A 24,899-nucleotide genomic window follows, 5' to 3' on the forward strand; every position below is an offset into this window, starting at 1 on the left:
TCTATTTAACAGCCTTAGCAAAAGGCATTCCTAATTTTTCTAATAAAAATTTTGCTTCTTTATCGCTTTTTGCACTAGTTACAATAATAACATCTAAACCTTTGATTTTTCTAATTTTATCAAAGCTAATTTCTGGGAAGATAATTTCTTCTTTAATACCTAAAGAATAATTTCCTCTTCCATCAAATGCTTTAGGATTTAGGCCTCTAAAATCTCTAATTCTTGGAATTGCTACATTTATTAATTTAGTTAAAAAATCTCACATTTTATCTTTTCTTAATGTAACTTTAGCTCCCATTGGCATTCCTTCACGTAATTTTCAAGATGCAAGTGATTTTTTAGCTACAGTTTGAAAAGGTTTTTGCCCTGAAATTAATTGAATTTCATTCATTACTTCTTCAATTGCTTTAGAATTTGTAACTTCTCTACCAGCTGTCATATTTAAAACTATTTTTTCAATTTTTGGATATTCCATTACTGATGAGTAATTAAATTTTTCTTTTAAAAGTGGATAAACTTGTTCTTTGTATTTAGTTTTTAAATTCATAATTAATTAGTTTATATTTCCTTATTAGTTTTTTTAACAAAACGTACTTTTTTGTTATCTTTAGTAAATCTATATCCAATTTTTGAAAATTCAGCTTTTTTACCTTTTGATTCTTTTTTAATTAAAAGCGCAACATTAGAAACATGAATTGGTGCTTCATATATTTCAATTCCACCTTCTGATTTAGCTTGAGATGGTTTGTGATGTTTTGTTATTTTATTAACATCTTTAACAATAACTTTTTGTTGTTTTGGCAATACTTCTAAAACTTGACCAGTTTTTCCTTTATCTTTTCCAGAAATAATAACAACTTGATCATTTTTTTTAATTTTCATAATTTATAATTATTCCTTTCTATAAAACCTCAGGAGCAAGTGAAACTATTTTAGAATATCCTTTATCTCTAATTTCACGTGCTACTGGTCCAAAAACCCTAGTTCCTCTAGGTGTTTTATCATCTTTAATAATAACAACAGCGTTATCGTCAAATTTAATATGAGAACCATTTGCTCTTTTAATACCATATTTAGTACGCACTATAACAGCTTTAACAACTTGCCCTTCTTTAACAATTCCGTTTGGAAGCGCTTTTTTTACAGAACACACAATAATATCACCAATATTAGATGTTTTTTTAACTGAACCACCTAAATTTCTAATAAGTCCAACTTCTTTAGCACCTGAATTATCAGCAACAACTAATCTACTTTGTTCCAATACCATTATTTAACACCTTCTCTTCCTTTTTCAACAATTTGAGAAATTCTAAATTTTTTGGTTTTTGAAATAGGTCTTGTTTCACTTATTTTAACGATATCTCCTAATGATGCCTCATTAGTTTCATCATGAACTGAGAATTTTTTACTCTTTTTAAATCTTTTATGATATAAAGGGTGTTTAATATAAGTATCAACAATAACAGTTGCAGTTTTATCTCTTTTTACTGATACAACTTTACCTTGAAATGTTTTTTTAGCATTTTTTCTTATTGTTTGATTAGCTTCCATTATTTAACCTCTTTATCTTGTATTTTTTTCTCATTAATTGCTGTTAAAACACGCGCTATATCTTTTCTTATTTCGGGAATTTTATGAGTTTTATCTTGTTTTGAAGTCGAATTTTTAAATCTTAATAAAAATAGTTCATTTTTCAATTCTTCTAAAAGGGTATTAAGTTCTGAAAGAGATTTATTTTTTAATTCAATAAATTTCATTAGTTATTACTTCCTTCTTCTGTTTTTTGTACTATTTTTCATTTAACAGGTAATTTATTTCCACCTAACCTTAAAGCATCTTTTGCAATTTCTGGTTTAACACCAGATACTTCAAACATCATAGTATTTTCTTTAACAACTGCAACTCATTTTTCCGGTGAACCTTTTCCTGATCCCATTCTTACACCAATTGGTTTAGAAGTAAGTGATAAATGAGGGAAAATTCTAATAATAACTTGTCCTTCACGCCCCATTCTTCTTGTAATAGCAATCCTTGCTGATTCTATTTGTCTAGAATCAATTCAATTCGATGTAGTAGCTTGAAGCCCGAATTCACCAAAAGAAACATTTTTTCCTTTAAAAGCTTTTCTTTTATCGTGATGAAGTCTGAAATTTTTTCTATGTTTAGTTCTTTTTGGTTGTAACATTATTTGTCACCTTCTTTATATTCACCTAAAGATATTCAAACTTTAATCCCTAAAGCACCATAGGTTGTTCTTGCTGTTGCTTGAGCATAATGAACATTTTGTCTAATTGTGTGTAATTTCATTTCACCTTCATTATAACCTTCTGTTCTAGCCATATCAACACCATTAAGTCTTCCTGAAACTTGAGTTTTAATTCCTTTAGCTCCTGCTTTTAAAGCGTTTCTAATTGCAAATTTTTGTGCTACTCTAAATGATCCACGATTTTCAATTTTAATTGCTATTTGCTCAGCAACTAAACGAGCATTTAATTCTGGTTGGCTTAATTCAATTACTTCAATCGATAAATTAAGTTTTTTATTTTTTACAAATTTTTGAATATCAACAACCATTTTTTTAACATTTTCGCCACCTTGTCCTAAAACTAGACCTGGTTTAGCAGTGTGGATTAATAAAATTACTTTATTTCTATAATCTCTTTTAATTTCAACTTTTCCAATTTGATATTCTCTTACAAATTTTTCAACATATTCTCTAATTTTTACATCTTCCAGTAAATAAGTTGCAAAATTTTCTTTTGTTGCAAATCAATTTACTTCATGTTTTTTAGTTATACCATATCTAAAACCATTTGGATTAACTTTTTGTCCCATAATTATGCTCCTTATTCTTCTGATTTGTTAAATTTTTCTGTTTCTATTTCTTTTACTGTAATAGATAAGTGAGAAGTTCTCTTTAAAATTGAATATGCAGATCCTTTGGATCTTGGTTGAAATCTTTTGTAAGTTGGACCTTCGTTAACTGTAACATCACTAACAAATAATGCATTTGCATCCATTCCGTGATTATTAACTGCATTAGCAATTGCTGAATTTAAAAGTTTAATAAATATTTTTGATGCTTTTTTATTAGTATTATAAAGAATTGATAAAGCATGAGATGTGTTTTTATAACGGAATAATTCAGCTACTAAACGTGCTTTTTGCGCTGAAATTCTTTGCATTTTTACATGTGCTTTTGCTTCCATTATTTCTTCTTCCCTTTATCAGCTCCATGGCCTGTATATGTTCTGGTTGGAGAAAATTCCCCTAATTTATGCCCTACCATATCATCTGTTACAAAAACATCATGAAATATTTTACCGTTGTGAACTTGAAATGTTAAACCTACAAAATCTGGAAAGATTGTTGATCTTCTAGATCAAGTTTTTATTGGTTTTTTACTTTTTTGTTCAAGCATTTTTTCGACTTTTTTTAGTAAATGTTCATCAGCAAATGGACCTTTTTTCAATGATCTAGCCATTATTTACCAGCCTTTCTTCTTCTGATAATTAATTTAGTTGAAGATTTTTTATTATTTCTGGTTTTAACACCAAGAGCTTTTTTACCTCAAGGTGTAAGAGGTGATTTTCTACCAATAGGTTGTTTACCTTCCCCTCCACCATGTGGGTGGTCTATTGGGTTCATTACAGAACCACGAACAGTTGGTCTAATTCCTAAATGTCTATTTCTACCAGCTTTACCTATATTAACAAGTGAATGTTCTTCGTTTCCTACAATTCCAATTGTAGCTTTACATCTAGCTAAAATTTTTCTAACCTCATTAGATTTTAATTTTAACATTACATATTTACCATCTTCATCTTTACCAAGAATTTGTGCTGAAGAACCTGCTGCGCGAGCAATAATCCCTCCTCCTCCTGGCTGCATTTCAATGTTATGTACAAATGTTCCTTCTGGAATATTAGCTAATGCAAGTGCATTTCCTGGAAGAATATCAGCTTTTTCTCCTGAAATAACAGTTGAACCAACTTTTAATCCTTTAGGAGCTAAAATGTAACGTTTTTCTCCATCAGCATAAACTAATAAAGAAATATTCGCTGATCTATTTGGATCGTATTCAATTGATTTTACAACTGCTGGAATATTATCTTTATTTCTTTTAAAATCAATTAAACGATATTTTCTTTTATTTCTACCACCTTTATGTCTTGTAGTGATTTTCCCTTGATTATTTCTACCTGATTTTTTCTTTAATATTGTTAATAAAGATTTTTCAGGACTATGGCTTGTTAAATTGATTTTATAATCAAGTGAAGTCATATTACGACGTCCATTAGTAGTAGCCTTATAACTTTTAATTGCCATATTTACCTTTCGTTTTTTACTTTAAAATAGTTAATCTTTAAAGTTTTAATTTTCTTTATTAGCTTTAGATGCTAATTTTTCAGCAACTTTTTTCTCAATTTCACTAGCATCTTTAGTTTCTCTTGGACTTTGAGTTTTAACTTCAGTTACATCTTCAGAATTATCTTTTGTTTGTTTTTCTTCTACTTCTTCATTTAATAAATTGATTGAATGTCCTTCAGCTAAAGTAACAAAAGCTTTTTTATAAGCGTTTGCAAAACCTTTAAATCTTCCTAATTTAGCTGGTTTTTTTGGAACGTTAAAAATGTTTACTTTTACAACTTTAACGTCAAAAATAATTTCAACTGATTTTTTAACTTCAGCTCTGTTAGTTTTTCTATCCACTGCGAAAACATAAACACCATCAGCCATTAATTGATAACTTTTTTCAGTTAATATTGGATATTTAATAATTTCGTTAATTTTCATTATTTTACAATTCCTTCTAGGTATTTAATATCTTCTTCACTAATTAACATTAAATCAGTTCTAATTAATGATTCAACTGAAATTGATGTAACTTTAGAAAAACTAATTTTTTGTAAGTTTCTACCTGATAAATAAACATTTTTATCGCTGGTAATAATTAAAACATTTTTTAAGGTTTTTAAATCAATGTTTAGTTTTGATAATTCTTCTAACAATGATTTAGTTGAGATTTTTTCTAAATTAATTTTAGTTACAACTACTTGATTATTTAATCCTAATTGACTTAATGCTGATTTAAAAGCTAAATTTCTAACTTTTTTATTAACTTTTAATGTATAGTTTCTTTCAACAGTAGGTCCAAATGCTCTACCACCACCTACGAAAACAGGTGTTCTTAATGAACCGGTTCTAGCTTTACCAGTTCCTTTTTGTCTTCATGGTTTTTTACCTGTACCACTTACTTCAGCTCTGTTTTTAACTTTATGTGTCCCTTGTCTTTTTGATGCTCTTTCAGCTAAAATAACATCAAAAACAGTTTGGCTATTAAATTTTTCATAACCAAAAACATTTTTTGGTAAGTTAAATTTTTTATCTAGTGTTGAAGAAGTTGAATTAACTACATTGTTTGAATTATTTGTTGAATTCATAATTAATTTTTATCTCCTTCGATTTTTTCTTTATCACTAGTATTTATTAATGTAACTGGTGTTTTAGAAGCAAGTTTTTTGATAGCTTCTTTAATAACAATAAATGATTTGTTAGCTCCTGGAACAGAACCTTTAATTAAGATATAATTGTTTTTTGTATCAATGTCTATAATTTCAAGATTTTGCACAGTTCTTTTAACATTTCCCATTTGTCCTGGCATTGTCATACCTTTAACAACTTTATTTCCGGAAATATCACCTATAGAACCTGTTTGTCTAATAGGTTTAGATCCTCCACCTCCACCATGACTTTTTGGCCCGATGGTTTGATTATGTCTTTTAATAGTACCAGCAAAACCTTTTCCTTTAGATGTCCCAGAAATATCAACTAAGTCACCAACATTAAAAATGGAAGCATCAATTAAATCACCGATGTTGTGACCTTCCATATTTCTAATTTCTTTAATGAAGCGCTTAGGAGTTGTATTAGCTTTTTTAAAATGTCCTATGCTAGGTTTATTAGTTCTTGATTGTTTTTTATCTTCTAAACCTAGTTGAGTAGCTGTATAGCCATCTTTTTCTTGATTAAAAAGTTGAACTACAACATTTGGTTTAACTTCAATTACTGTAACAGGAATTAATTGTCCATGAATTGAGTATACTTGAGTCATTCCAATTTTTCTACCTAAGATTCCTTTCATATTTCTCCTTAAATTTATTTTTTATTAATAATTGTGGTTTGAATGTGACTACCAATTGGTAATTCAATTCTTTTAATTTTATCCACTAATTTATTATCTAATGAATTAATAATAATTAGTCTTTGGTGAGTTCTACTTTCAAATTGTTCACGTGATTTTTTGTTAATGTGAACTGATCTTAAAATAGTAATTATTTCTTTTTTTGTTGGAAGTGGGACAGGTCCATCAAAACTTGTTTTATTTTCCTTTAAAAAAGTAACAATTTTTAAAGTAGCACTATCAACTATTTTATGATCGAAAGCTTTAATTTTTACTTTAAGTTTTGTCATTATGTTGTTTATCCTTTCTGCTCTTATTGAACAAGACTCTACATAAAAAACTGATATTCAATAAAACAACTAATCTTGGAATATCACAACCTTATGTGTCACAGTCTAAAAATACTTTTAAATTATATATTATTTTTTGAAAAACAAAAGCATTTTATCTATTAAAATCAAGTTATTATAAGCAAATTTTTAATTAAAAAAAAATAAAAAAAAGTCTTTTCAGACTTTTGATTTTTTTAAAATAGTTATTTGAAAACTGAATAGCAAATCATTATTACTAATTAAATTTAAATACCTATTATAGCTATTAAATCGATCAATTTATTAGTATTGGTTAGCTTAATGTATTACTACACTTACACACCCAACCTATCAACCTCATCGTCTATAAGGAATTTCAAGGGAATATTCATCTTTGAGGAGGCTTCCCGCTTAGATGCTTTCAGCGGTTATCCTTTCCGTACTTAGCTACCCAGCTATGCTTCTGGCGAAACAACTGGAGCACCAGTGGTACGTCCACTCCGGTCCTCTCGTACTAAGAGCAGCTCTCATCAATATTCCAACGCCCACATCAGATAGGGACCGAACTGTCTCACGACGTTCTGAACCCAGCTCGCGTACCGCTTTAATTGGCGAACAGCCAAACCCTTGGAACCGACTCCAGCTCCAGGATGCGATGAGCCGACATCGAGGTGCCAAACCTTCCCGTCGATGTGATCTCTTGGGGAAGATAAGCCTGTTATCCCCGGGGTAGCTTTTATCCGTTGAGCGACGGCCATTCCACAATGTACCGCCGGATCACTAAGTCCTGCTTTCGCACCTGCTCGACTTGTAAGTCTCACAGTCAATCACACTTTTACCTTTGCGCTCTACATATGGTTTCTGACCATATTGAGTGTAACTTTGAACGCCTCCGTTACTCTTTAGGAGGCGACCGCCCCAGTCAAACTACCCACCACGCACTGTCTCCCTTCCAGATAATGGAAGCAGGTTAGAAAATCAATATAACAAGGGTGGTATTTCAAGGTTGACTCCATAACAACTAGCGTCGTTACTTCAAAGTCTCCCACCTATCCTACACATGTTAGACCAATTTTCAATACGAAGCTATAGTAAAGCTCCACGGGGTCTTTTCGTCTTGATGCGGGTACCCAGCGTTTTCACTGGGACCATAATTTCACCGAGTCCAATGTTGAGACAGTAGGGAGATTGTTACGCCTTTCGTGCGGGTCAATAATTAGTTGACAAGGAATTTCGCTACCTTAGGACCGTTATAGTTACGGCCGCCGTTCACCCGGGCTTCATTTTACTGCTTCGCTAATGCTAACAGCTCCACTTAACCTTCGGGCACTGGGCAGGCGTCACCCTCTATACATCGTTTTGCAACTTAGCAGAGAGCTGTGTTTTTGCTAAACAGTCACCCCCCCCATTTTACTGTGGCCTAATAAATTAGGCATCCCTTCTCGCGAACTTACGGGATTATTTTGCAGAGTTCCTTAACATTGGTTTTCTCGCTCGCCTTAGAATACTCATCTTGGGAACGTGTGTCCGTTCTCGGTACAGGTTCCTATAAAATTAAGTTTAGAAGCTTTTCTTGGAAGCATGAAATCATATAATTCGTTACTTGATCACTCTTTCACTATGCATCACGTCTAAATGTATTGTTATGCGGATTTGCCTACATAACCATCTTGAACGCTTACCCCACAATCCAATAAGTGGTAATACTATCCTTCTCCGTCACTCCATCACTTTTATAGGAAGTATAGGAATATTAACCTATCATCCATCGACTATGCTTTTCAGCCTCATCTTAGGTCCTGACTAACCCTGGGTGGACGAACCTTCCCCAGGAAACCTTTCCCAATAGGCGTCAGAGATTCTCACTCTGAATCGTTACTCATGCCGGCATTCTCACTTCTAATCGCTCCACCAATCCTCACGGTTTAACTTCATCGCAATTAGAACGCTCCTCTAACGTAGTTTATCACTACCCGTAGCTTCGGTATTATGTTTAGTCCCGTTACATTATTGGCGCAAGTCTTCTTGACTAGTGAGCAATTACGCACTCTTTAAATGATGGCTGCTTCTAAGCCAACATCCTAGTTGTTTATGAAAACTCACAACCTTTCTCACTTAACATAATTTTGGGACCTTAGCTGACGATCTGGGTTGTTTCCCTCGCGAATACGGACGTTATCACCCATATTCCGACTGCATAGTAATACACACTGGTATTCGGAGTTTGATTATAGTCAGTACAGCTAGGCGCCGCCATTCCATATTCAGTGCTCTACCCCCAATGCTTAACACTACACGCTAGCCCTAAAGCTATTTCGAGGAGAACCAGCTATCTCCAGGTTCGATTGGAATTTCACCGCTATCCACAAGTCATCCGGGCACTTTTCAGCGTACTACGGTTCGACCCTCCACTTAGTTTTACCTAAGCTTCAGTCTGCTCATGGATAGATCACCTGGTTTCGGGTATATATCAACATACTAAATTCGCCCATTTAAGACTTGGTTTCCCTACGGCTCCGTTTTTTTCCACTTAACCTCGCATGTTAACATAACTCGCCGGCCCATACTGCAAGATGTACGCCATCACCCTTTAACGGGCTCTGACTAATTGTAAGTATACAGTTTCAGAATCTATTTCACTCCCCTCCCGGGGTTCTTTTCACCTTTCCCTCACGGTACTGTTTCACTATCGGTGTCTGGTTAGTATTTAGCCTTACCGGGTGGTCCCGGCGGATTCAGACAGGGTTTCACGTGCCCCGCCCTACTCAGGATACATTCAAAAGATTTTATTATTTCGTTTACAGGAATATAACCTTCTATGTTAAAGCTTTTCAACTTTTTCAACTATAATAAAATTTTGTAACTTTATGTAGAATGTCCTACAACCCCATCAAAATGATGGTTTGGGCTCTTTCGCATTCGCTCGCCACTACTAACGAAATCATTATTTATTTTCTTTTCCTCTTGCTACTAAGATGTTTCAATTCACAAGGTGTCTCGCATTTATAACTATGTATTCATTATAAATCAACTAGAGTTTGTCTAGTTAGGTTCCCCCATTCGGAAATCCCCGTATCATAGCTTATTCCAGCTCCACGAGGCTTATCGCAGGTAATCACGTCCTTCATCGACTTCCAGACCCAAGGCATCCACTATATACTCTTACTTATTTAAAAGCTAATATAACTTATTTTTTAAGCCTATTGTTTTAGATTAATATCTAAGGTATTTAAATTGTACTAACTGTTTAATACAGTTAGACTCGGTTTTTTGTAATGTCGTTGTTGAAATATTATGAAATTTAAAATTTCAATATTTGCTATTCAGTTTTCAAAGAACTATATTTAAAAATATAATTTATAGAAAGATTAAATCTTTCAAAACTAGATACAAAACTTTTTGGTAAGCCCATAATAACCTTTATTAATATAAAAATAAATCAAAATAAAGGATTTTTAAATAACCAAATTATAAGATGTGTACTCCGTAGAAAGGAGGTGATCCATCCCCACGTTCTCGTAGGGATACCTTGTTACGACTTCACCCCAGTCATCAGTCCTACCTTAGATAGTTGCCTCCGTAGTTAGCTGAACCATCTTCGGGCATTACCAACTCCCATGGTGTGACGGGCGGTGTGTACAAGACCCGAGAACGTATTCACCGCAGCATAGCTGATCTGCGATTACTAGCGAATCCGACTTCATGAAGTCGAGTTGCAGACTTCAATCCGAACTGAGATTGGTTTTTTGAGATTTGCTTGATATCACTATTTCGCTTCTCTTTGTACCAACCATTGTAGCACGTGTGTTGCCCCACTCGTAAGAGGCATGATGATTTGACGTCGTCCCCACCTTCCTCCAACTTTCGTTGGCAGTCTCTCTAGAGTTCTCAACTTAATGTTAGTAACTAAAGACAAGGGTTGCGCTCGTTGCAGGACTTAACCTAACATCTCACGACACGAGCTGACGACAACCATGCACCATCTGTCACCTTGTTAACCTCCATTATATCTCTATAATATTGCAAGGGATGTCAAGAGTGGGTAAGGTTCTACGCGTATCTTCAAATTAAACCACATGCTCCTCCGCTTGTGCGGGTCCCCGTCAATTCCTTTAAGTTTCACTCTTGCGAGTATACTATTCAGGCGGATCATTTAATGCGTTAGCTGCATCGGTAAATTTTTCTACCAACTAATGATCATCGTTTACGGCGTGGACTACCAGGGTATCTAATCCTGTTTGCTCCCCACGCTTTCGTTCTTTAGTGTCAATATACAACCAGTTAGCTGCCTTCGCCTATTGGTGTTCTTCCTAATATCTACGCATTCCACCGCTTCACTAGGAATTCCGCTAACCTCTTTGCAATTCCAGTTTGTTAGTATCTAAAGCGGGCAAAAGTTGAGCTTTTGGATTTAACTTCAGACTTAACAAACCACCTACAAACTCTTTACGCCCAATAATTCCGGATAACGCTTGCGACCTATGTATTACCGCGGCTGCTGGCACATAGTTAGCCATCGCTTTCTAATAAGGTACCGTCAATTAAGAGTCATTTCCTACTCTATTTTTTCTTTCCTTACCACAGCAGTTTACAACCCGAAGGCCTTCATCCTGCACGCTGTGTCGCTCCGTCAAGCTTTCGCTCATTGCGGAAAATTCCCTACTGCTGCCTCCCGTAGGAGTCTGGGCCGTATCTCAGTCCCAGTGTGGCCGGACAGCCTCTCGGCCCGGCTAAACATCATTGTCTTGGTAGGCCATTACCCTACCAACTAACTAATGTTCCGCACCCCCATTTTTAAGTGAAGCCTATAATTCAAGCTTCTTTTAAAATTTTTTCATGCGAAAAAATTTATTATTCGGTATTAGCAACTGTTTCCAGTAGTTATCCCAATCTTAAAGGTAGGTTAGGTACGTGTTACTCACCCATTCGCTACTAAGCAATGAATTGCTTCATTACTTCGTTCAACATGCATGTATTAGGCACACAGCCAGCGTTCATCCTGAGCCAGGATCAAACTCTCGAAAATTGAATTGAGTATTATGGTTTTTGTATCTAGTTTTGAAAGATCTAATGTAATATAAATTCTATAAAATTATAAATTTATATTTTTTAGTTAGTTAAAAAAACTAACTTATTTATTATACATTATTTTTTTTAAAAAACAAATATTTTTTTATTTTTTTTAAAATTTGTTTCTATGAAAAAATCAATGCTAAGTTATTATACATAAAAATTAAAAAAGTCAAAACATTTTTTTAAAAAAATTTTTTCGAAGAAATATTTAAATTTAATTATTGATGTTGATTAACAAAAAAGAAATGCAATTAGAATATTTTTTTATTATATTATATATTGTATTAACACTTATATTTAATTAATATATATAGTCAAAAAAAATAAAAAAAAATCACCATATGGTGGATTTTTAATTAAAAAAAATAAAATTAATATAAATATTTTTTTAAAGTGAAATTTTTTTAATTTTTTGAAGTTTTTTTTCTTTAGTTAAAAATAAGTAAACTGCATTAAATTGTTCTTTATTATTAGAAGTTTTAAATTTTGTATGTTTTCCAAAACGCATTTTTTGATAAATTTCTTCATAATTTGCACCAATAGCAGAATTAGATGGCCCACTCATACCAACATCTGTTATATATAATGTGCCTTTAGGTAAAATTTTAGCATCATTAGTTTGAACATGTGTATGTGTACCTAATAAAGCCGATACTTTCCCATCTAAATATAAACCAAAAACATTTTTTTCTGATGTTGTTTCAGCATGAAAATCAATAATATGATAATCTACATTATTATTTTTTAAATCTTCTTCTTCTATTCGATCATAAGCATCAAAAAAATTATCTGCAATTTCTTCTTCTCATGGTTTGAGTAATTTATTAAAAATTTGTCCTAGCATAGAAGTTACTCTTAAATTAATTCCTTTTATGTTAAAAATTTCACTACCATGTCCAGGATAATTATCTGAAACATTGTATGGTCTTAATATATCTTTATTATTTATGATATTATAAATATCTTCATCTGCTCAAACATGATTTCCTAAAGTAATTATATCTATACCGATTTCTTTTAATGTTTCGTAATCTTTTTGATTCATACCTTTCCGATTAGTTACATTTTCGCATTGAGCTATTACAACATCAATATTATATTTTTGTTTAATATTTGGTAGAAATTTTTTGATAGCATTAATACCAACATAACCAAATACATCTCCAATAAATAAAACATTTAGTTCTTTATTTTCATTATTAAAAAACATATTTTAAATTTTAACACTAAAATTAAAATATTAAATTGTAATTATTTTTTTTCAAATTTTTCTAACACTTTTGCTTTTAATTCTTCAAATAATGAAATAGAATTTTCTAATAAATTTTTTAAATTTACTTTTCCTTGAGCAATATTTTGATCGTTATATGAATATCACGACCCCTTTTTTATTAAAATTCCAAAATCTTCAGCTAATTGTGCAACTTCAGCAAATTGTGAAATTCCTTGTGAAAATATAATTTCCACATTAGCAGTTTTAAATGGGGTGGATAATTTATTTTTTACAACTTTAATTTTAACCATATTACCTAATATGTCCCCATTTGTTGTGATTTGCGTTGATTTTCTAACATCCATTCTGATTGATGAATAAAATTTTAAAGCTCTTCCACCAGGGGTTGTTTCAGGATTACCAAACATTACACCAATTTTTTCACGAACTTGATTAATAAAAATAACAGTTGTTTTATTTTTGTTAAGCGAACCTGTTATTTTACGTAATGCTTTAGACATTAATCTTGCTTGAGCTCCAATAACTTGATCCTTCATTTCACCATTTAATTCCGCTTCAGGAACAAGAGCGGCTACAGAATCTACAACAATTAAATCAATTGCCCCTGTTTTAACTAATGTATCAACAATTTCTAATGCTTGTTCTCCTGAATCGGGTTGTGAAATTATCAAATTATCAATATTTATTCCTAAATTAATAGCATAATTAGGATCTATTGAATGTTCAGCATCTATAAAAGCTGCTATTCCGCCTTGTTTTTGAATTTCTGCAATTGCATGTAATGAAATAGTTGTTTTACCAGATGATTCTGGGCCATAAATTTCAATTATTCTACCTTTAGGAAAACCACCTATACCTAATGCATTATCAATAGAAATAGAACCCGAGGAAAAAACTTCAGGATTTATATCGGGTTTTTCTCCTAAAAGCATAATTGCTTCTTTACCAAATTTCTTTTCTATTTCATTAAAAGCTGATTTTAATAATTTATTTTCGTTTTTCATTTTTTTTTACCTCATTAAAAAATAGCTAATATTTTTAAAAAAAAGAAAAAAAGAAAAAAAATGAGAAAAATATTTTTTATTCAAAATCTTTTTTATAAAAAATATATTCAGTTTGACAAAAATCGCAAATAATTTCAATTTTTTTATCTTCTAATAAAATTTTTTCTAATTCTATTTTATCTATTAGTTGAATACTTTCTAAAAGTTTATTTTTTGAACATGAACATTTTCATTTTGTGTTTTTTATTTTTATTAAATCAGCATTTAAAATTTTTTCATATTCTTCAAAAGAATAGTTATTAATGTCATGGTTTTTTATGATATTTTCAATTCACAAAATATCTTTTTCTTGATGTTGAGGTAAAAGTTGAAATATAACTGAGTAAGCTCGTGAAAATTTATTTTCATTTTCAAAAAAAACGCTAGTTTTTATTGCTGTATATATTTGTTCAGAAATTTGAAAATAATAAGCTAAGTCAGTGATTAAATCGCTTTTTACTAATTTTACTTCTCCAGTAAAATAATCATTATTATTTTTTCTTGTAATTCTTAAAATTCCTTCATTTCCAATAGCTAAAATAAGTGGAATATTTTTATTTTCAAATTTTTTTTCAGTTATTTCAATTAACGGATTTCCAATTAGTGCTTTGATTTCTCCTTCACTATTTGCTTCGACTATTAAATTTTTTATTGTTCCATTGGATTTTAAAAAAGATATAACTTTACCATGTTTAGCTTGTAAAATAAAAGGTAAAACGCCAAAAATTGTAATTGCATTCGCTAAAATTAATGATGAAAAATTTGAACTTTTTTGTTTTTCTATAGTAGAATTAGCTACTTGCGTATAGTCTGATAAAAAAATTCTAACATTGTCTTTAATATAAATTTTTGTAAAACTCACTAATATACCTCTTTTAAAATTTGTTTTAAATTATTATATCTAGACCAAAAACCTTTTTTATTTTTTTGTGCATATTTTTGTGCATTTAATAGTTTTTGATAGTAATTTTGATCATTTGTAAAATATAGATTGTCTTTCGAATCTATGCTTATATATCTTACAATAGCAAGACCTTCATTGACAATATCAATCGAATAATCATTATCTTTATCAAAAATTTTTGCTACAGTTCTATTGTATTTATCTTTTTTTATTACATCATAATCAAAATTAGAATGTTTTTCTAATCAATAATTTAAAAAGTTTTTTGCTTTAATAGCATATAAATATTTTTCATTTTTTGTAAATTCGTTAGTTTTTTTATCTTTTATTTCAGGAGTATCTATCCCGAAAATTCTTATTTTAATATTTGAACTTTCATTATTAATAATTGTAAACGTATCACCATCATAAACATTAAAAGAATATTTTTTATTTTTAAATTCAATCTTTTTTGCACCAATTTTAACTGTTTGTTTATTTTGATTAAAATTACATGATACAAAAAAGGAAAAAGTAAAAAATAAAAAAATAGATGAAAAAAAATCTAAAAATTTTTTAGATTTTTTTCTTTTATGCTTTGTTTTCAGAACCAAATTGTTTAATTTTCTCAAAAACTACATTTTCCATAGCTTCATTAGCTTTTGCATATATTTTTCTAGGATCAAAATTTTTACCTATTTTAATTTTACCGCTTTCTACAAACTCAGTAATTGCAACAGCATTTGCTTGTTGTAATTCAGTGTTAACATTGATTTTAGAAATACCTAGTGATATTGCTTTTTGAATTTGATCAATAGGAATTCCAGAACCACCATGTAATACTAAACCAATTTTTGCTTTTTGATTAATTTCTCTTATTGCATCAAAATTTAAAGATTTTCAACTACTTGGATAAGGACCATGAATATTACCAATTCCCGCAGCTAACATATCAATTCCAGTCAAAGCCATCTTTCTAGCTTCTAAAGGATTGGCGATTTCACCATTCCCAATAATCCCATCTTCTTCACCTCCAATTGAACCAACTTCAGCTTCAACTGAAACACCTTTTACTACTGCTTTTTTTAATAATTTTTTTGTATTTTTTAAATTGGTTTTAAAATCCTCATGTGATCCATCATACATAATAGAGGTATAACCTGCTTCAATAGCTTTATAACATCCATCTAGTGTTCCATGATCTAAGTGAAGAGCAACTGGAATGGTGATTTTTAAATCTGAAATTAAGCCGCTTACAAGATTATAAACTGTTTTATAACCACCCATATACTTTACAGCACCTTCTGAAGTAGCAACTATAATAGGTGATTTCATTTTTTGAGCCGCTAATAAAACTGTTTTAGTTCATTCTAAATTATTAATGTTAATATGTGGGATCGCATATTTTTTCTTATATGCGTTTTTTATCATTATTTTTGCATTTACCAATGGCATATATAAACCTCTTTTTCTTTTGATTTACAAATTTAAATTATAGTTCAAATAAAAATGTTATTATTTTTGTTTTTTTTATGAAAAAAAACTTTTTTAAAACTTTTCAATTTTTATAAAGATAATTTAAAAAAAATTATAAATTATTTTAAATAAAAATAAATAAAAATATTAAACTAATTATAAAAATAACTCAAAAAGCAAAAATTAGTTTGAAATAAATACTTTTTGTTTTTTTATATCTATTTTTTAGTTTTGGATTAAATAAAATTAATTTATTAATTATTTTATATTTGGCAATTCTTTTTTCACCAAAAAAAACAGTGATTATTGTTAATAGTGAAATAATATTAGGAATCAATCAAAAGAAAATATTTTTGCTAAATGCAAAAAACTTTACATTATCTAAATCTGAAAAAATATTTTTACTCAATATTTGGATAGTTAATAAATCACCCGTCCCAATTCCGCCAGGAATAGGAGATAAGTTATTAGCAGCATTAATAAGCGAATTACCAGTTAAAAAATTAATATAAAATCTTGTAAAATCACCATCATTAGCAATCATATAAGCAACAATAAATATTGGGAAAATTAGATATGAAATAATTTTATAAAATATAATTTCTAAAAATAGTTTTTTATTTTTTAATGTTTTTTTGTAATTATTTTTAAAAATATCCATTTTTATTTCAATAAGTTTTCTTTTTCTTTCGATATCAATATCAAAAACAAAAAATGAAATTATATAAATTCAAATTAAAATAATAAATTTTTGAATTTTTTTAAACATAGAAATAAATATTATTATTAATAAAAGCGAAATATTTAAAATAAATCCTAAAATTGTAAAAATAAATGTAATTATTTTTGCTGCATCAATATTTTCTAAAAAAACATTTTTATAATAAACAAAACCTAATGGCATAAATGTTAATGAAATTATTAATATAAGTATTTGGTGCATCATAGCGGTAATTGTAAATATTGTTGCTAAAATAGATTTTTTATGACCTTTTTTTTGTAAATATCAATATGAGATAATTTCTCCACCAAATGCAAAAGGTGTTAAGTTGGCCACTAAAATACCTAAAATAGATGCTGCAAAAGCCTCTGATATTTTTATTTTTTGATTATTAAATTTAGCTATTTTATAGATAACCAGACTATTCCCGATAAAAATAGAAGCAATTGTCCCTAATATTATTAATAATGTTTGAATTTTATTTTTATTTGAACTCATAAATGTTTTATAAAAATTTTCAAAAATTTTAATACCTAAAACATTTTCTCCATTAGATTTATAAACGTTAAATAATAAAAATAAAATTGTTAAAATTATAATTAATATTGAAAAACTTATTTTAAGTATTTCTTTCTTTTTGTTATTTTTAAAATTATTTTTAGAAATTTTATATTCTGATAAGTAGTTAATTATTTTTTCTTCATTAAAAATTATTTTTTTATAATCATCATTTTTATTTTGCAATGAAATTATCGAAGTTGTTAAAGTGTTATTGTTTGTATTAAATAATAAATTAATTTTTTGTTTTGAGTTTAAATCTAAAATAAATTTTAGTTGTTTACCTAATAAAAAATGTTCTTCTTTTATAAAGGAATATTTTTTAACTTCAAAATCACCAAATCGTTTAGTAAATTTAATATTTTTTACTAAATTAAAAAAAGCATCATTAGAGAAAAATAATTTGTTTTCAAAAATATTTTCAATTGATAATTCTTTTTTTATTTCGTTTAATTTATCAAAAATATTAATTTTATTTTTTTTATAATATTCGAACATTTTTATTAACAATAAAGTGTTATTAACATCGTTTAGTCCAAAAATATTATTTTTAATATCTTTTGATAAAAAATAAACTTTATTTTTGTTGATTAAATAAAAATTTTCATTTTTTAATTCAGATTTTTTTATTTTATAAATAAATTCCAATGGATAGTGTTCGTTTAATTTTATAAAATCAAGGTTAAAATTTTGACTCAAAATATCATTTAAAAAATTTTGTTCATGATTTAAATGATAAATTTTTTTATCTTTAAGTTTATTTATGCTATTTAAGTAGTTAAAAAGCAATAAATTTATGGAGTTTCAGTCTAATTTTTCATATTTATTTTTATTTTTTGCAAAAATAATTTTTTTACGTTCAAAATGATTTATATAAAAAAATATATCTTTTTTATTTTTAGAATATTTATTTTTCAAAATAAATTTAATTTTTTGAAATATATTGAAATTTAATTTTGGATTAAAATTTTGATTTAAATTTATTTTTATATTATCTTTATTGTTTACAAAATTTAAAATATTTTTTTCATCAGCGTGCGAAGTGAAAAAATAATAGCTATTTTTTAAATTTATTTTTTCTTTTTCAAAAAATAAATTATTATTGTTTTCTTTTACAAAAATATTTGAAAAATTTTTATTTGTATCTATGTTAGGTGTTTTTAAATTTAATATTTTTTTATTTAAAAACTCTTCATCGTCGCTAGATAATTTATTAAATTCTTTTTTACGAATAAATATTTTGTAATTATTATTATATAAATTCAAAATAAAAATTGACAAATCATAATCATTATTAATAATTTCATTTATCGCTAAATTCAATGAAATATTATTATCTTTGAATTTGTAAAGAAGATTTTTTTTATTTTGAGCTAAAATTTTAGAAAAAATTTCTTGAACTGTAAAACATATTTCATCTTCATTACTAAAAATAAAAATTTTGTTATTTGTTTTGATGTTTTTTTTCAATCATAAATTTAACAAATAAGCTTTTTTATTAAGTAGTGAAAAATCTATATCTTCTGTTGTTTTTAGTGATGTTAAAATTAATTCTGAATTTTTAATATCATCAGTTAATAAGTTATTAAAATTATCATTACTTATCTCATGTTCAGAAGTTATACTAAAAAATTGTGAATTTTTAAGCACATTTGAAAATTTTGTTTTATTTGACATTAATCATTTTCCCTTTGAGATGCAAAAAGATCAAAAACATCTTCCAATGGCTCTTCAGTTGTATTTTCGTCTTCGTTATATTGATCAAATTCAGGGAAACTAGGTAGGTCTTGTAAAGATTTTAACCTAAAATAATCATAAAATTTATTAGTTATTCCATATAAAACAGGTTGCCCTACAGTTGGAGAAATTCCAACTTCTTCAATTATCCCTTTCATTAATAATGAAGCAACAATAGAATCAGAAGAAACACCACGTATTTCACTAATCATACTTCTAGTTACTGGTTGTTTATATGCTACAATAGCAGCGGTTTCAATGGCGGCATTAGTTAATTTTTGTTTTTTTGTTATTGAAACAAAATCAGATATATAATCTTTAACTATTTCTTTAGTCGCGAACTTAAAGATGTCATTAAATTCAATTACAAATATTCCTCTTTCTAGTTTATTAAAATTTTCTGCAAATCTTTTTAATAAAATCCTAGCTTCATCTATTTTATTTAATTTTAAAACATTTTTAAGTTGTTCTGAAGATAGCCCTTCTTCACCTTGTAAGTATAAAATTGCTTCTATAATTTTATTTTTCATACAACTGTCCTTTTTCGATTGTTATATCACTAAATTGTTCTTGTTGATTAATTATAATTTCTTCATTTCTCGACATGTCTAATAATGCTAAAAATGTTATAACATAATGTTTTAATGATGGAAAAGTGATTTCCTTGTTAAATAAAAAACTTGTTTTTTCTTTAACTATATTTCTAATCACGCTTTTTTGCTCATCTGGCGTTACATTAATAGAATCGATTTTTATTTGTTTTAATTTTTCAGCACTCAATCTTTCAAACATCATTTTAATAATTTGATTTAATTTTGTTTTTGATGATCTTCCATCAACTTTTGATTTATCATTAATCCTAATAAAAGGTTCAAGATTTGAAATTTTTTTGATATTTATTTTTAATCTTTGGTCTTCTTTTTGTCTTAAAAATTCAAAAATTGATTTAAATTGTTGATATTCAGCTAAAAGCTTAATTAATTTTGCCTTATCTTCTTCAACTTCTTTATTGTCAATTATTTCTTTTTCAGCTAGAAGCATTTTTGCTTTCATCTGTATTAATGTAGCAGACATAACTAAATAGTCAGCAGCAACTTCTAAATTTTTTTCTTTTAGAATTTTTATTATTCTCAAATAATCATTTGCCAATTCTAAAAGATTTATTTCCAAAAGATTCATATTTTTTTCTTTAACCAAATTCAATAATAAATCTAATGGTCCATTAAAATTTTCAATATTAATATTTACATATTGGCTATTTATTAAATCTTGATTTTCGTTATTTTTTTCCATAAATTAAATTCTTTTTATTTTTTTTCCGGAGCGCTAACAATGTATTTTGATGAAATAATATCAAACGCTTTATTTTTAAGCGATTCTGAACTTAAAGATGAAACTATTGAAGATTTAATAACAGGATGAATATGAACATCAACTTCTAATTTTTTTGATCTTGATGAATTAAAAGCGTCGCCACTAAAATTAATTGTCACAGGTTGAATATTTAATAATGATTTTTTAGCTAATTCAAAAGGAGTTTTTTTAAACTCATGAATTTGACCATCTTTTGATCTTGTACCTTCGGGAAAAACAATGCCGATAGTTTTATTTTCTTTTATAAACTTAGCAAAATTCTCTAAAGTTTTAAATGATTCTTTAATTTTAGTTCTATCTATAAAAAATGTATCAATTATGTTTAAAACATTTCTGAAAGTTCTTTTCTTTTGTAATTCACTTTTAGCTAAAAAAGTTAAAATTTTTTTAGGTTCATCTGGAGTTTCTAAACTTGCTTGCAATGCATTAAATAATATAAAAGCATCAGCATTAGATAAATGGTTTGATACAACCATAACAGGTCCTTTTGATATCGCTTCTTTATTTATAACATTTATTTTTATATTGAAAATTTTTAAAATTTTTGTTGAGTATTTTAAAATAAAGTTATTTCTTGCTTGCGCATTTCACTCTAATTTATTTTTTCTATATTTTTTAGCTATTTTTCTAATTTTATTTAACCTAAACAATCAAACTGGTGATAATAGTAAAAATTTAATTTTTGGTAACATTTAATTCTCCTTTTTTATAACAAAAGCAATTATAGTGTCTTTTTCATAAGATGTAGAAATAATAAAATTTTTATAAACATAAATATTATTTTTTTTCTCAATGTTTATTTTATTAAATGAATATTCCGAATTATCGGCTTTAAATATTGCTTCTTTTATAGCTCATCTTGTAGCTAAAAATTTATTTTTATTTTCTGTTTGCTTAAAAGTTATGATTTCTTCTTTAGAAAGAAATCTTTCTATTGTTTTAAAAGTGATTTTTTCAAATCTTGAAACATTCGTTAAATCTATTCCTACCATAATATTAAAAAATTATATAATATCTTATTTTTTATTAAAAAAAATATTTTTCATATTTTAGTTTTTTTTTATTTATTTTTTTATTTATTAAACATTTTTAACTATGATAACTAAAAATAGAGGAATGATTTTAGAAACATTAATAAATAAAACAATAAAATTTTATGAAGAAAATAATGTAGCTATTTTTCATAAAAAAAATTTAGATGTTAAATTTAAAGATGTTGGAAAAAATAAAAAAATTGAAAATGGTGTTATTTTTAAGAAAAGCACAGTAGATTATTATGGAATTTATAAAGGAAAATTTGTTTGCTTTGAAGCGAAAAGTACTAATGATAATTATTTAGCTTGAAATAATATTAAAGAACATCAATTTAAATATTTAAAAAAAATTCACCAAATGGGTGGAATAGCTTTTTTTATCATTTTATTTAAAAATACAGATAAATTTTTTTTACTTTTTGTCGAAAATTTAATGAATATTAAAAAAATAAAAATTGATTTATTATTTTTAAAAAATAATGGTTATGAATTAGAGATACATTATCCTGGTATTTTAAATTTTATTGATATTATTGAAGAAAAAAAATAAATAACCACTATTAAAAAGGTTGTAGTGATTATTTAAATTATTTTTCTTTTTCTTGTAAAACTAATTCTTTTAAAACTTTAGATGGTTTAAATTTAGGTACTCTTTGTCTTGGGATTTTGAAAACTTCTTTAGTTTTTCAATATGTAGTTTCTCTAGCTTCTTTTCAAATACTTTCAAAAACTCCAAAACCACTTATACTAACCTTTTCATCTTCAGATAATTTTTCGGCAATTATTTTAACAAATGAGTCAATTACTTCTTCAACATTTTTTTGAGTTTGATTAATTCTTGTTGATATTTCTAAAATAAGTTCTTTTTTATTCATTTTTTCCTTACTACTATTATTTTTTATTTTTTAGTATAAATTTTATAGGAGTACCAGTAAAATCAAAATATTCTCTTATTTTATTTTCTAAATGTCTTAAATATGTAAAATGTGCATACTCTTTATTGTTTACGAATAAAATAAAAGTTGGTATTTTTCCTTCTACTTGTTTAATAAAAGATATTTCTAATTTTTTTCCTTTTAATGTAGGTGCTGGTTGCACTATTTGAATTTCAATAATAGCTTCATTTAATAAATTTGTTGAAATTCTTTTTTCTAAATTCTTCTTTACTTCTAGTATTGTTTTTTTTAAAGTGTTAATTCTTTGAGAATACAAACTAGAAATAAATACAATGGGAGCTCATGCAAGAAATTTATATTTTTTTCTTATTTCTTTTTCAAACTCAATCATTGTTTTAGAATTTTTTTTAATTAAGTCTCACTTATTGATAACAATTATTATTGGTTTATTTAGTTCAAACGCGTATCCTGCAAGTCTTTGATCGAAATGACTTAATTCATTCGTAGCATCAATAACAAGAAGTGATAAATTAGAATTTTCAAGTGATAACATAGCTCTCATCAAAGCATAATGTTCAACCGATTCTACTAATTTAGACTTTTTTGTTATTCCAGCCGTATCTATAATATCAAATTTTTGATTTTCTAAAACTATTTTTGAAACAATTGAATCTCTAGTTGTTCCGGCTATTGGCGAAACTATTGCTCTTTGTTCGTTGATAAGTGTATTTAATAATGAAGATTTACCTGCATTTGGCTTACCTATAATAGCTAATTTAAATTCATTTTTTTCTTCTTGTTCAGTGAAATTTAAATTATTTACAATCTCATCTAAAACATCACCAATTCCTTCAGAATGCATCGCTGATATTTTAAAATATTTATCAAAACCTAAAGAATATATACTTACATCCATACCTTTATTATTTTCTAATTTGTTGCAACAAACTATAACTTTTTTACCAGTTTTTCTTAATAAATTAGCCACAAATAAATCATCTTTATCAATTTCTAAATTTCCATTTATCATTAAAACAATTATTTGCGCTTCTTCAATAGCTATTTGTGTTTGAATCCTTATTTGTTCTTGAAAAGGTTTGTTTTCAATTTCAATTCCACCTGTATCAATAATTTTGATTGTTTTACCTACTCATTGTACATTTTCATAAATTCTATCTCTAGTTATTCCTGGGGAATCGTGAATAATAGATATTCTTTTTCCTACTAATTTATTGAAAAAAGTTGATTTTCCAACATTAGGTTTTCCAACAATTGCTACAACATTATTTTTCATAAATAATTTTTTCTATTAATTTTGATATTTCTTCAACAACTTGCATCATTGTCATATTACTTGAATCGATAAATCAAGAATCTGGCGTTTGATGTAAAGGATCGAATTCACGATTTTGATCAAGATAATCACGTTCTTTAATAGCTAAAAATACATCTTCATAATTTTCTATTATTCCTAATTCTTTATTTTGTTGAACTCTTCTTTTAGCTCTTACTTCTGGAGATGCTCATAAAAATATTTTCACTTCAGCATGAGGAAGAACTGAAAAAGTTGTATCACGTCCTTCCATAATAAAACCTTTATCTTTTTTTGATAAGTTTTTTAAAAAGTTAACAATTTGTGTTCTAATTTCTTTATATGTAGCAATGATACTAGCGCCTTGAGAAACAATATCTGTTCTTAGTTTATCAGAGGGATTTTCTTTATTTAATAAAACTTCTTTATTTTCATTTAATGTTATTTTGTCCATGTTTCAATTTTTTAAAACAAAATCTTTATTTTTAATTACATTTAAATCATTTTTAAACTCTGAAAGAAAATAAAAAGCAATTGTTCTATAAAAAGTACCCGTGTTTACAAAAATAAAATTATATTTTTTAGCTATTTTTTCTGAAATAGTTGATTTGCCCACACCTGAAGGTCCATCAATTGCTACATTAATTTTTTTCATTTTTTTCCTTTTCATATTTTTGAATTTTTATTTTATTAATTCTTTCTTTTTCTTTAATAAAAAAATCAAAATTAAATTCAATTTCTTCAAAAAAAGAAAAATTCTTTTCAAATTCTTTATTCAATTTTTGAATTTTATTTTTTAAATCAGGAATTTTTCACTTTTCTAAATGGATTTTATTTATAGTTAAAGATTTTTGAAAATCATTTATTATTTCTTCAGAATTTATAATTTTTTCATAATTGAAATCATTAATGTTTTTTGTCAATAATTCCAAGTTATTTTTTTTAGCTTTATCTTTATTTAAAAAAGAACTATAAAAAAAAGATAAACCATAAATAGCTTCTCTATATTTTTTTCATTTATTAAAACGTGAAACCTTTAAATTCATATTTTTTTATTATA

Annotated in this window: 29 protein-coding genes and 2 rRNA genes; 1 reads left to right on the forward strand and 30 read right to left on the reverse strand. The window is 27.2% G+C overall.

Annotation, left to right across the window (positions count from 1 at the left end):
* Nucleotide 1: 1 nt before the first annotated feature.
* From rplE to T403_RS0100475, 26 genes are all read right to left on the reverse strand, one after another.
* Nucleotides 2-547: a 50S ribosomal protein L5 gene (gene rplE, locus T403_RS0100350; protein WP_033160833.1), complete on the reverse strand. Its 546-nt coding sequence runs from the start codon at nt 545-547 to the stop codon at nt 2-4.
* Nucleotides 548-558: 11 nt separating this feature from the next.
* Nucleotides 559-882 (reverse strand): 50S ribosomal protein L24, encoded by a 324-nt coding sequence (gene rplX / locus T403_RS0100355; RefSeq protein ID WP_033160834.1) that lies wholly within the window; start codon nt 880-882, stop codon nt 559-561.
* A gap of 19 nt (nt 883-901) precedes the next feature.
* Nucleotides 902-1,270, reverse strand: a complete 369-nt coding sequence (rplN, locus tag T403_RS0100360; RefSeq protein WP_033160835.1) for a 50S ribosomal protein L14 — start codon at nt 1,268-1,270, stop codon at nt 902-904.
* Complete coding sequence (gene rpsQ / locus T403_RS0100365) at nt 1,270-1,554, reverse strand: 30S ribosomal protein S17 (RefSeq protein ID WP_033160836.1); 285 nt, start codon at nt 1,552-1,554, stop codon at nt 1,270-1,272. The genes rplN and rpsQ overlap by 1 nt, the downstream gene beginning before the upstream one ends.
* Complete coding sequence (gene rpmC, locus T403_RS0100370; protein WP_033160837.1) at nt 1,554-1,760, reverse strand: 50S ribosomal protein L29; 207 nt, start codon at nt 1,758-1,760, stop codon at nt 1,554-1,556. Before rpmC ends, rpsQ begins: the two co-directional genes overlap by 1 nt.
* Nucleotides 1,760-2,188, reverse strand: a complete 429-nt coding sequence (gene rplP, locus T403_RS0100375; RefSeq protein WP_033160838.1) for a 50S ribosomal protein L16 — start codon at nt 2,186-2,188, stop codon at nt 1,760-1,762. Before rplP ends, rpmC begins: the two co-directional genes overlap by 1 nt.
* Nucleotides 2,188-2,838 carry a 30S ribosomal protein S3 gene (rpsC, locus tag T403_RS0100380; protein ID WP_033160839.1) on the reverse strand — a complete coding sequence of 217 codons (651 nt, stop codon included), beginning with the start codon at nt 2,836-2,838 and terminating at the stop codon, nt 2,188-2,190. The genes rplP and rpsC overlap by 1 nt, the downstream gene beginning before the upstream one ends.
* Nucleotides 2,839-2,849: 11 nt before the next feature.
* On the reverse strand, nt 2,850-3,212 hold the full coding sequence (gene rplV / locus T403_RS0100385) for a 50S ribosomal protein L22 (protein WP_033160840.1): 363 nt from the start codon (nt 3,210-3,212) through the stop codon (nt 2,850-2,852).
* Nucleotides 3,212-3,487, reverse strand: coding sequence for a 30S ribosomal protein S19 (rpsS, locus tag T403_RS0100390; RefSeq protein WP_033160841.1), 276 nt, complete (start codon nt 3,485-3,487; stop codon nt 3,212-3,214). The genes rplV and rpsS overlap by 1 nt, the downstream gene beginning before the upstream one ends.
* The gene (gene rplB / locus T403_RS0100395) at nt 3,487-4,332 is read right to left on the reverse strand and encodes a 50S ribosomal protein L2 (protein ID WP_033160842.1); all 846 of its coding nucleotides are present in this window, start codon (nt 4,330-4,332) and stop codon (nt 3,487-3,489) included. Before rplB ends, rpsS begins: the two co-directional genes overlap by 1 nt.
* A gap of 45 nt (nt 4,333-4,377) precedes the next feature.
* Nucleotides 4,378-4,800 (reverse strand): 50S ribosomal protein L23, encoded by a 423-nt coding sequence (gene rplW, locus T403_RS0100400; RefSeq protein ID WP_033160843.1) that lies wholly within the window; start codon nt 4,798-4,800, stop codon nt 4,378-4,380.
* Nucleotides 4,800-5,447, reverse strand: a complete 648-nt coding sequence (gene rplD / locus T403_RS0100405; RefSeq protein ID WP_033160844.1) for a 50S ribosomal protein L4 — start codon at nt 5,445-5,447, stop codon at nt 4,800-4,802. The genes rplW and rplD overlap by 1 nt, the downstream gene beginning before the upstream one ends.
* Nucleotides 5,448-5,449: 2 nt before the next feature.
* Nucleotides 5,450-6,148: a 50S ribosomal protein L3 gene (gene rplC / locus T403_RS0100410; RefSeq protein ID WP_033160845.1), complete on the reverse strand. Its 699-nt coding sequence runs from the start codon at nt 6,146-6,148 to the stop codon at nt 5,450-5,452.
* Between the two features lie 14 nt (nt 6,149-6,162).
* Entirely contained in the window at nt 6,163-6,477 is a 315-nt protein-coding gene (rpsJ, locus tag T403_RS0100415; protein WP_033160846.1) for a 30S ribosomal protein S10, read from the reverse strand.
* A gap of 303 nt (nt 6,478-6,780) precedes the next feature.
* Nucleotides 6,781-9,674 (reverse strand): 23S ribosomal RNA (locus tag T403_RS0100420).
* Nucleotides 9,675-9,988: 314 nt separating this feature from the next.
* Nucleotides 9,989-11,524: ribosomal RNA gene (locus T403_RS0100425) — 16S ribosomal RNA — on the reverse strand.
* Together the 16S and 23S rRNA genes form the textbook arrangement of a ribosomal RNA operon.
* Before the next feature lie 435 nt (nt 11,525-11,959).
* Nucleotides 11,960-12,781: a TIGR00282 family metallophosphoesterase gene (locus tag T403_RS0100430; RefSeq protein WP_033160847.1), complete on the reverse strand. Its 822-nt coding sequence runs from the start codon at nt 12,779-12,781 to the stop codon at nt 11,960-11,962.
* A 41-nt stretch (nt 12,782-12,822) separates the two neighbouring features.
* Nucleotides 12,823-13,809, reverse strand: coding sequence for a recombinase RecA (gene recA, locus T403_RS0100435; RefSeq protein WP_033160848.1), 987 nt, complete (start codon nt 13,807-13,809; stop codon nt 12,823-12,825).
* A gap of 76 nt (nt 13,810-13,885) precedes the next feature.
* On the reverse strand, nt 13,886-14,710 hold the full coding sequence (locus T403_RS0100440; protein WP_051619012.1) for an Hsp33 family molecular chaperone HslO: 825 nt from the start codon (nt 14,708-14,710) through the stop codon (nt 13,886-13,888).
* Nucleotides 14,710-15,345, reverse strand: coding sequence for a thermonuclease family protein (locus T403_RS0100445; RefSeq protein ID WP_169734593.1), 636 nt, complete (start codon nt 15,343-15,345; stop codon nt 14,710-14,712). The genes T403_RS0100440 and T403_RS0100445 overlap by 1 nt, the downstream gene beginning before the upstream one ends.
* Nucleotides 15,323-16,186: a class II fructose-1,6-bisphosphate aldolase gene (gene fba, locus T403_RS0100450; RefSeq protein ID WP_033160851.1), complete on the reverse strand. Its 864-nt coding sequence runs from the start codon at nt 16,184-16,186 to the stop codon at nt 15,323-15,325. The genes T403_RS0100445 and fba overlap by 23 nt, the downstream gene beginning before the upstream one ends.
* 145 nt (nt 16,187-16,331) lie before the next feature.
* Nucleotides 16,332-19,163, reverse strand: a complete 2,832-nt coding sequence (locus tag T403_RS0100455; RefSeq protein WP_033160852.1) for a lysylphosphatidylglycerol synthase transmembrane domain-containing protein — start codon at nt 19,161-19,163, stop codon at nt 16,332-16,334.
* Entirely contained in the window at nt 19,163-19,753 is a 591-nt protein-coding gene (gene scpB, locus T403_RS0100460) for an SMC-Scp complex subunit ScpB (protein ID WP_033160853.1), read from the reverse strand. Before scpB ends, T403_RS0100455 begins: the two co-directional genes overlap by 1 nt.
* Nucleotides 19,743-20,516, reverse strand: coding sequence for a segregation/condensation protein A (locus T403_RS0100465; protein WP_051619013.1), 774 nt, complete (start codon nt 20,514-20,516; stop codon nt 19,743-19,745). Before T403_RS0100465 ends, scpB begins: the two co-directional genes overlap by 11 nt.
* 14 nt (nt 20,517-20,530) lie before the next feature.
* A complete protein-coding gene (locus T403_RS0100470; RefSeq protein ID WP_033160854.1) occupies nt 20,531-21,289 on the reverse strand; it encodes a lysophospholipid acyltransferase family protein in 759 nt (252 codons plus the stop codon).
* Nucleotides 21,290-21,589: a 4'-phosphopantetheinyl transferase superfamily protein gene (locus T403_RS0100475; RefSeq protein ID WP_033160855.1), complete on the reverse strand. Its 300-nt coding sequence runs from the start codon at nt 21,587-21,589 to the stop codon at nt 21,290-21,292.
* A 103-nt stretch (nt 21,590-21,692) separates the two neighbouring features.
* Between T403_RS0100475 and recU the strand changes: the two genes are divergently transcribed.
* Nucleotides 21,693-22,181 carry a Holliday junction resolvase RecU gene (recU, locus tag T403_RS0100480; RefSeq protein ID WP_033160856.1) on the forward strand — a complete coding sequence of 163 codons (489 nt, stop codon included), beginning with the start codon at nt 21,693-21,695 and terminating at the stop codon, nt 22,179-22,181.
* Nucleotides 22,182-22,218: 37 nt separating this feature from the next.
* Here recU and T403_RS0100485 read toward each other — a convergent pair whose 3' ends face one another.
* From T403_RS0100485 to T403_RS0100500, 4 genes are read right to left on the reverse strand one after another with little or no spacing between them, the layout of a single operon-like run.
* The gene (locus T403_RS0100485) at nt 22,219-22,506 is read right to left on the reverse strand and encodes an HU family DNA-binding protein (protein ID WP_033160857.1); all 288 of its coding nucleotides are present in this window, start codon (nt 22,504-22,506) and stop codon (nt 22,219-22,221) included.
* Nucleotides 22,507-22,522: 16 nt separating this feature from the next.
* Complete coding sequence (gene der / locus T403_RS0100490) at nt 22,523-23,821, reverse strand: ribosome biogenesis GTPase Der (RefSeq protein ID WP_033160858.1); 1,299 nt, start codon at nt 23,819-23,821, stop codon at nt 22,523-22,525.
* The gene (gene cmk / locus T403_RS0100495; RefSeq protein ID WP_033160859.1) at nt 23,811-24,494 is read right to left on the reverse strand and encodes a (d)CMP kinase; all 684 of its coding nucleotides are present in this window, start codon (nt 24,492-24,494) and stop codon (nt 23,811-23,813) included. Before cmk ends, der begins: the two co-directional genes overlap by 11 nt.
* A complete protein-coding gene (locus T403_RS0100500) occupies nt 24,481-24,885 on the reverse strand; it encodes a hypothetical protein (protein ID WP_033160860.1) in 405 nt (134 codons plus the stop codon). Before T403_RS0100500 ends, cmk begins: the two co-directional genes overlap by 14 nt.
* Nucleotides 24,886-24,899 lie beyond the last annotated feature (14 nt).

Origin of the sequence: Mycoplasma collis ATCC 35278, from assembly GCF_000701825.1 — a bacterium.
GTDB lineage: Bacteria > Bacillota_I > Bacilli_A > Mycoplasmatales > Metamycoplasmataceae > Mesomycoplasma_A > Mesomycoplasma_A collis.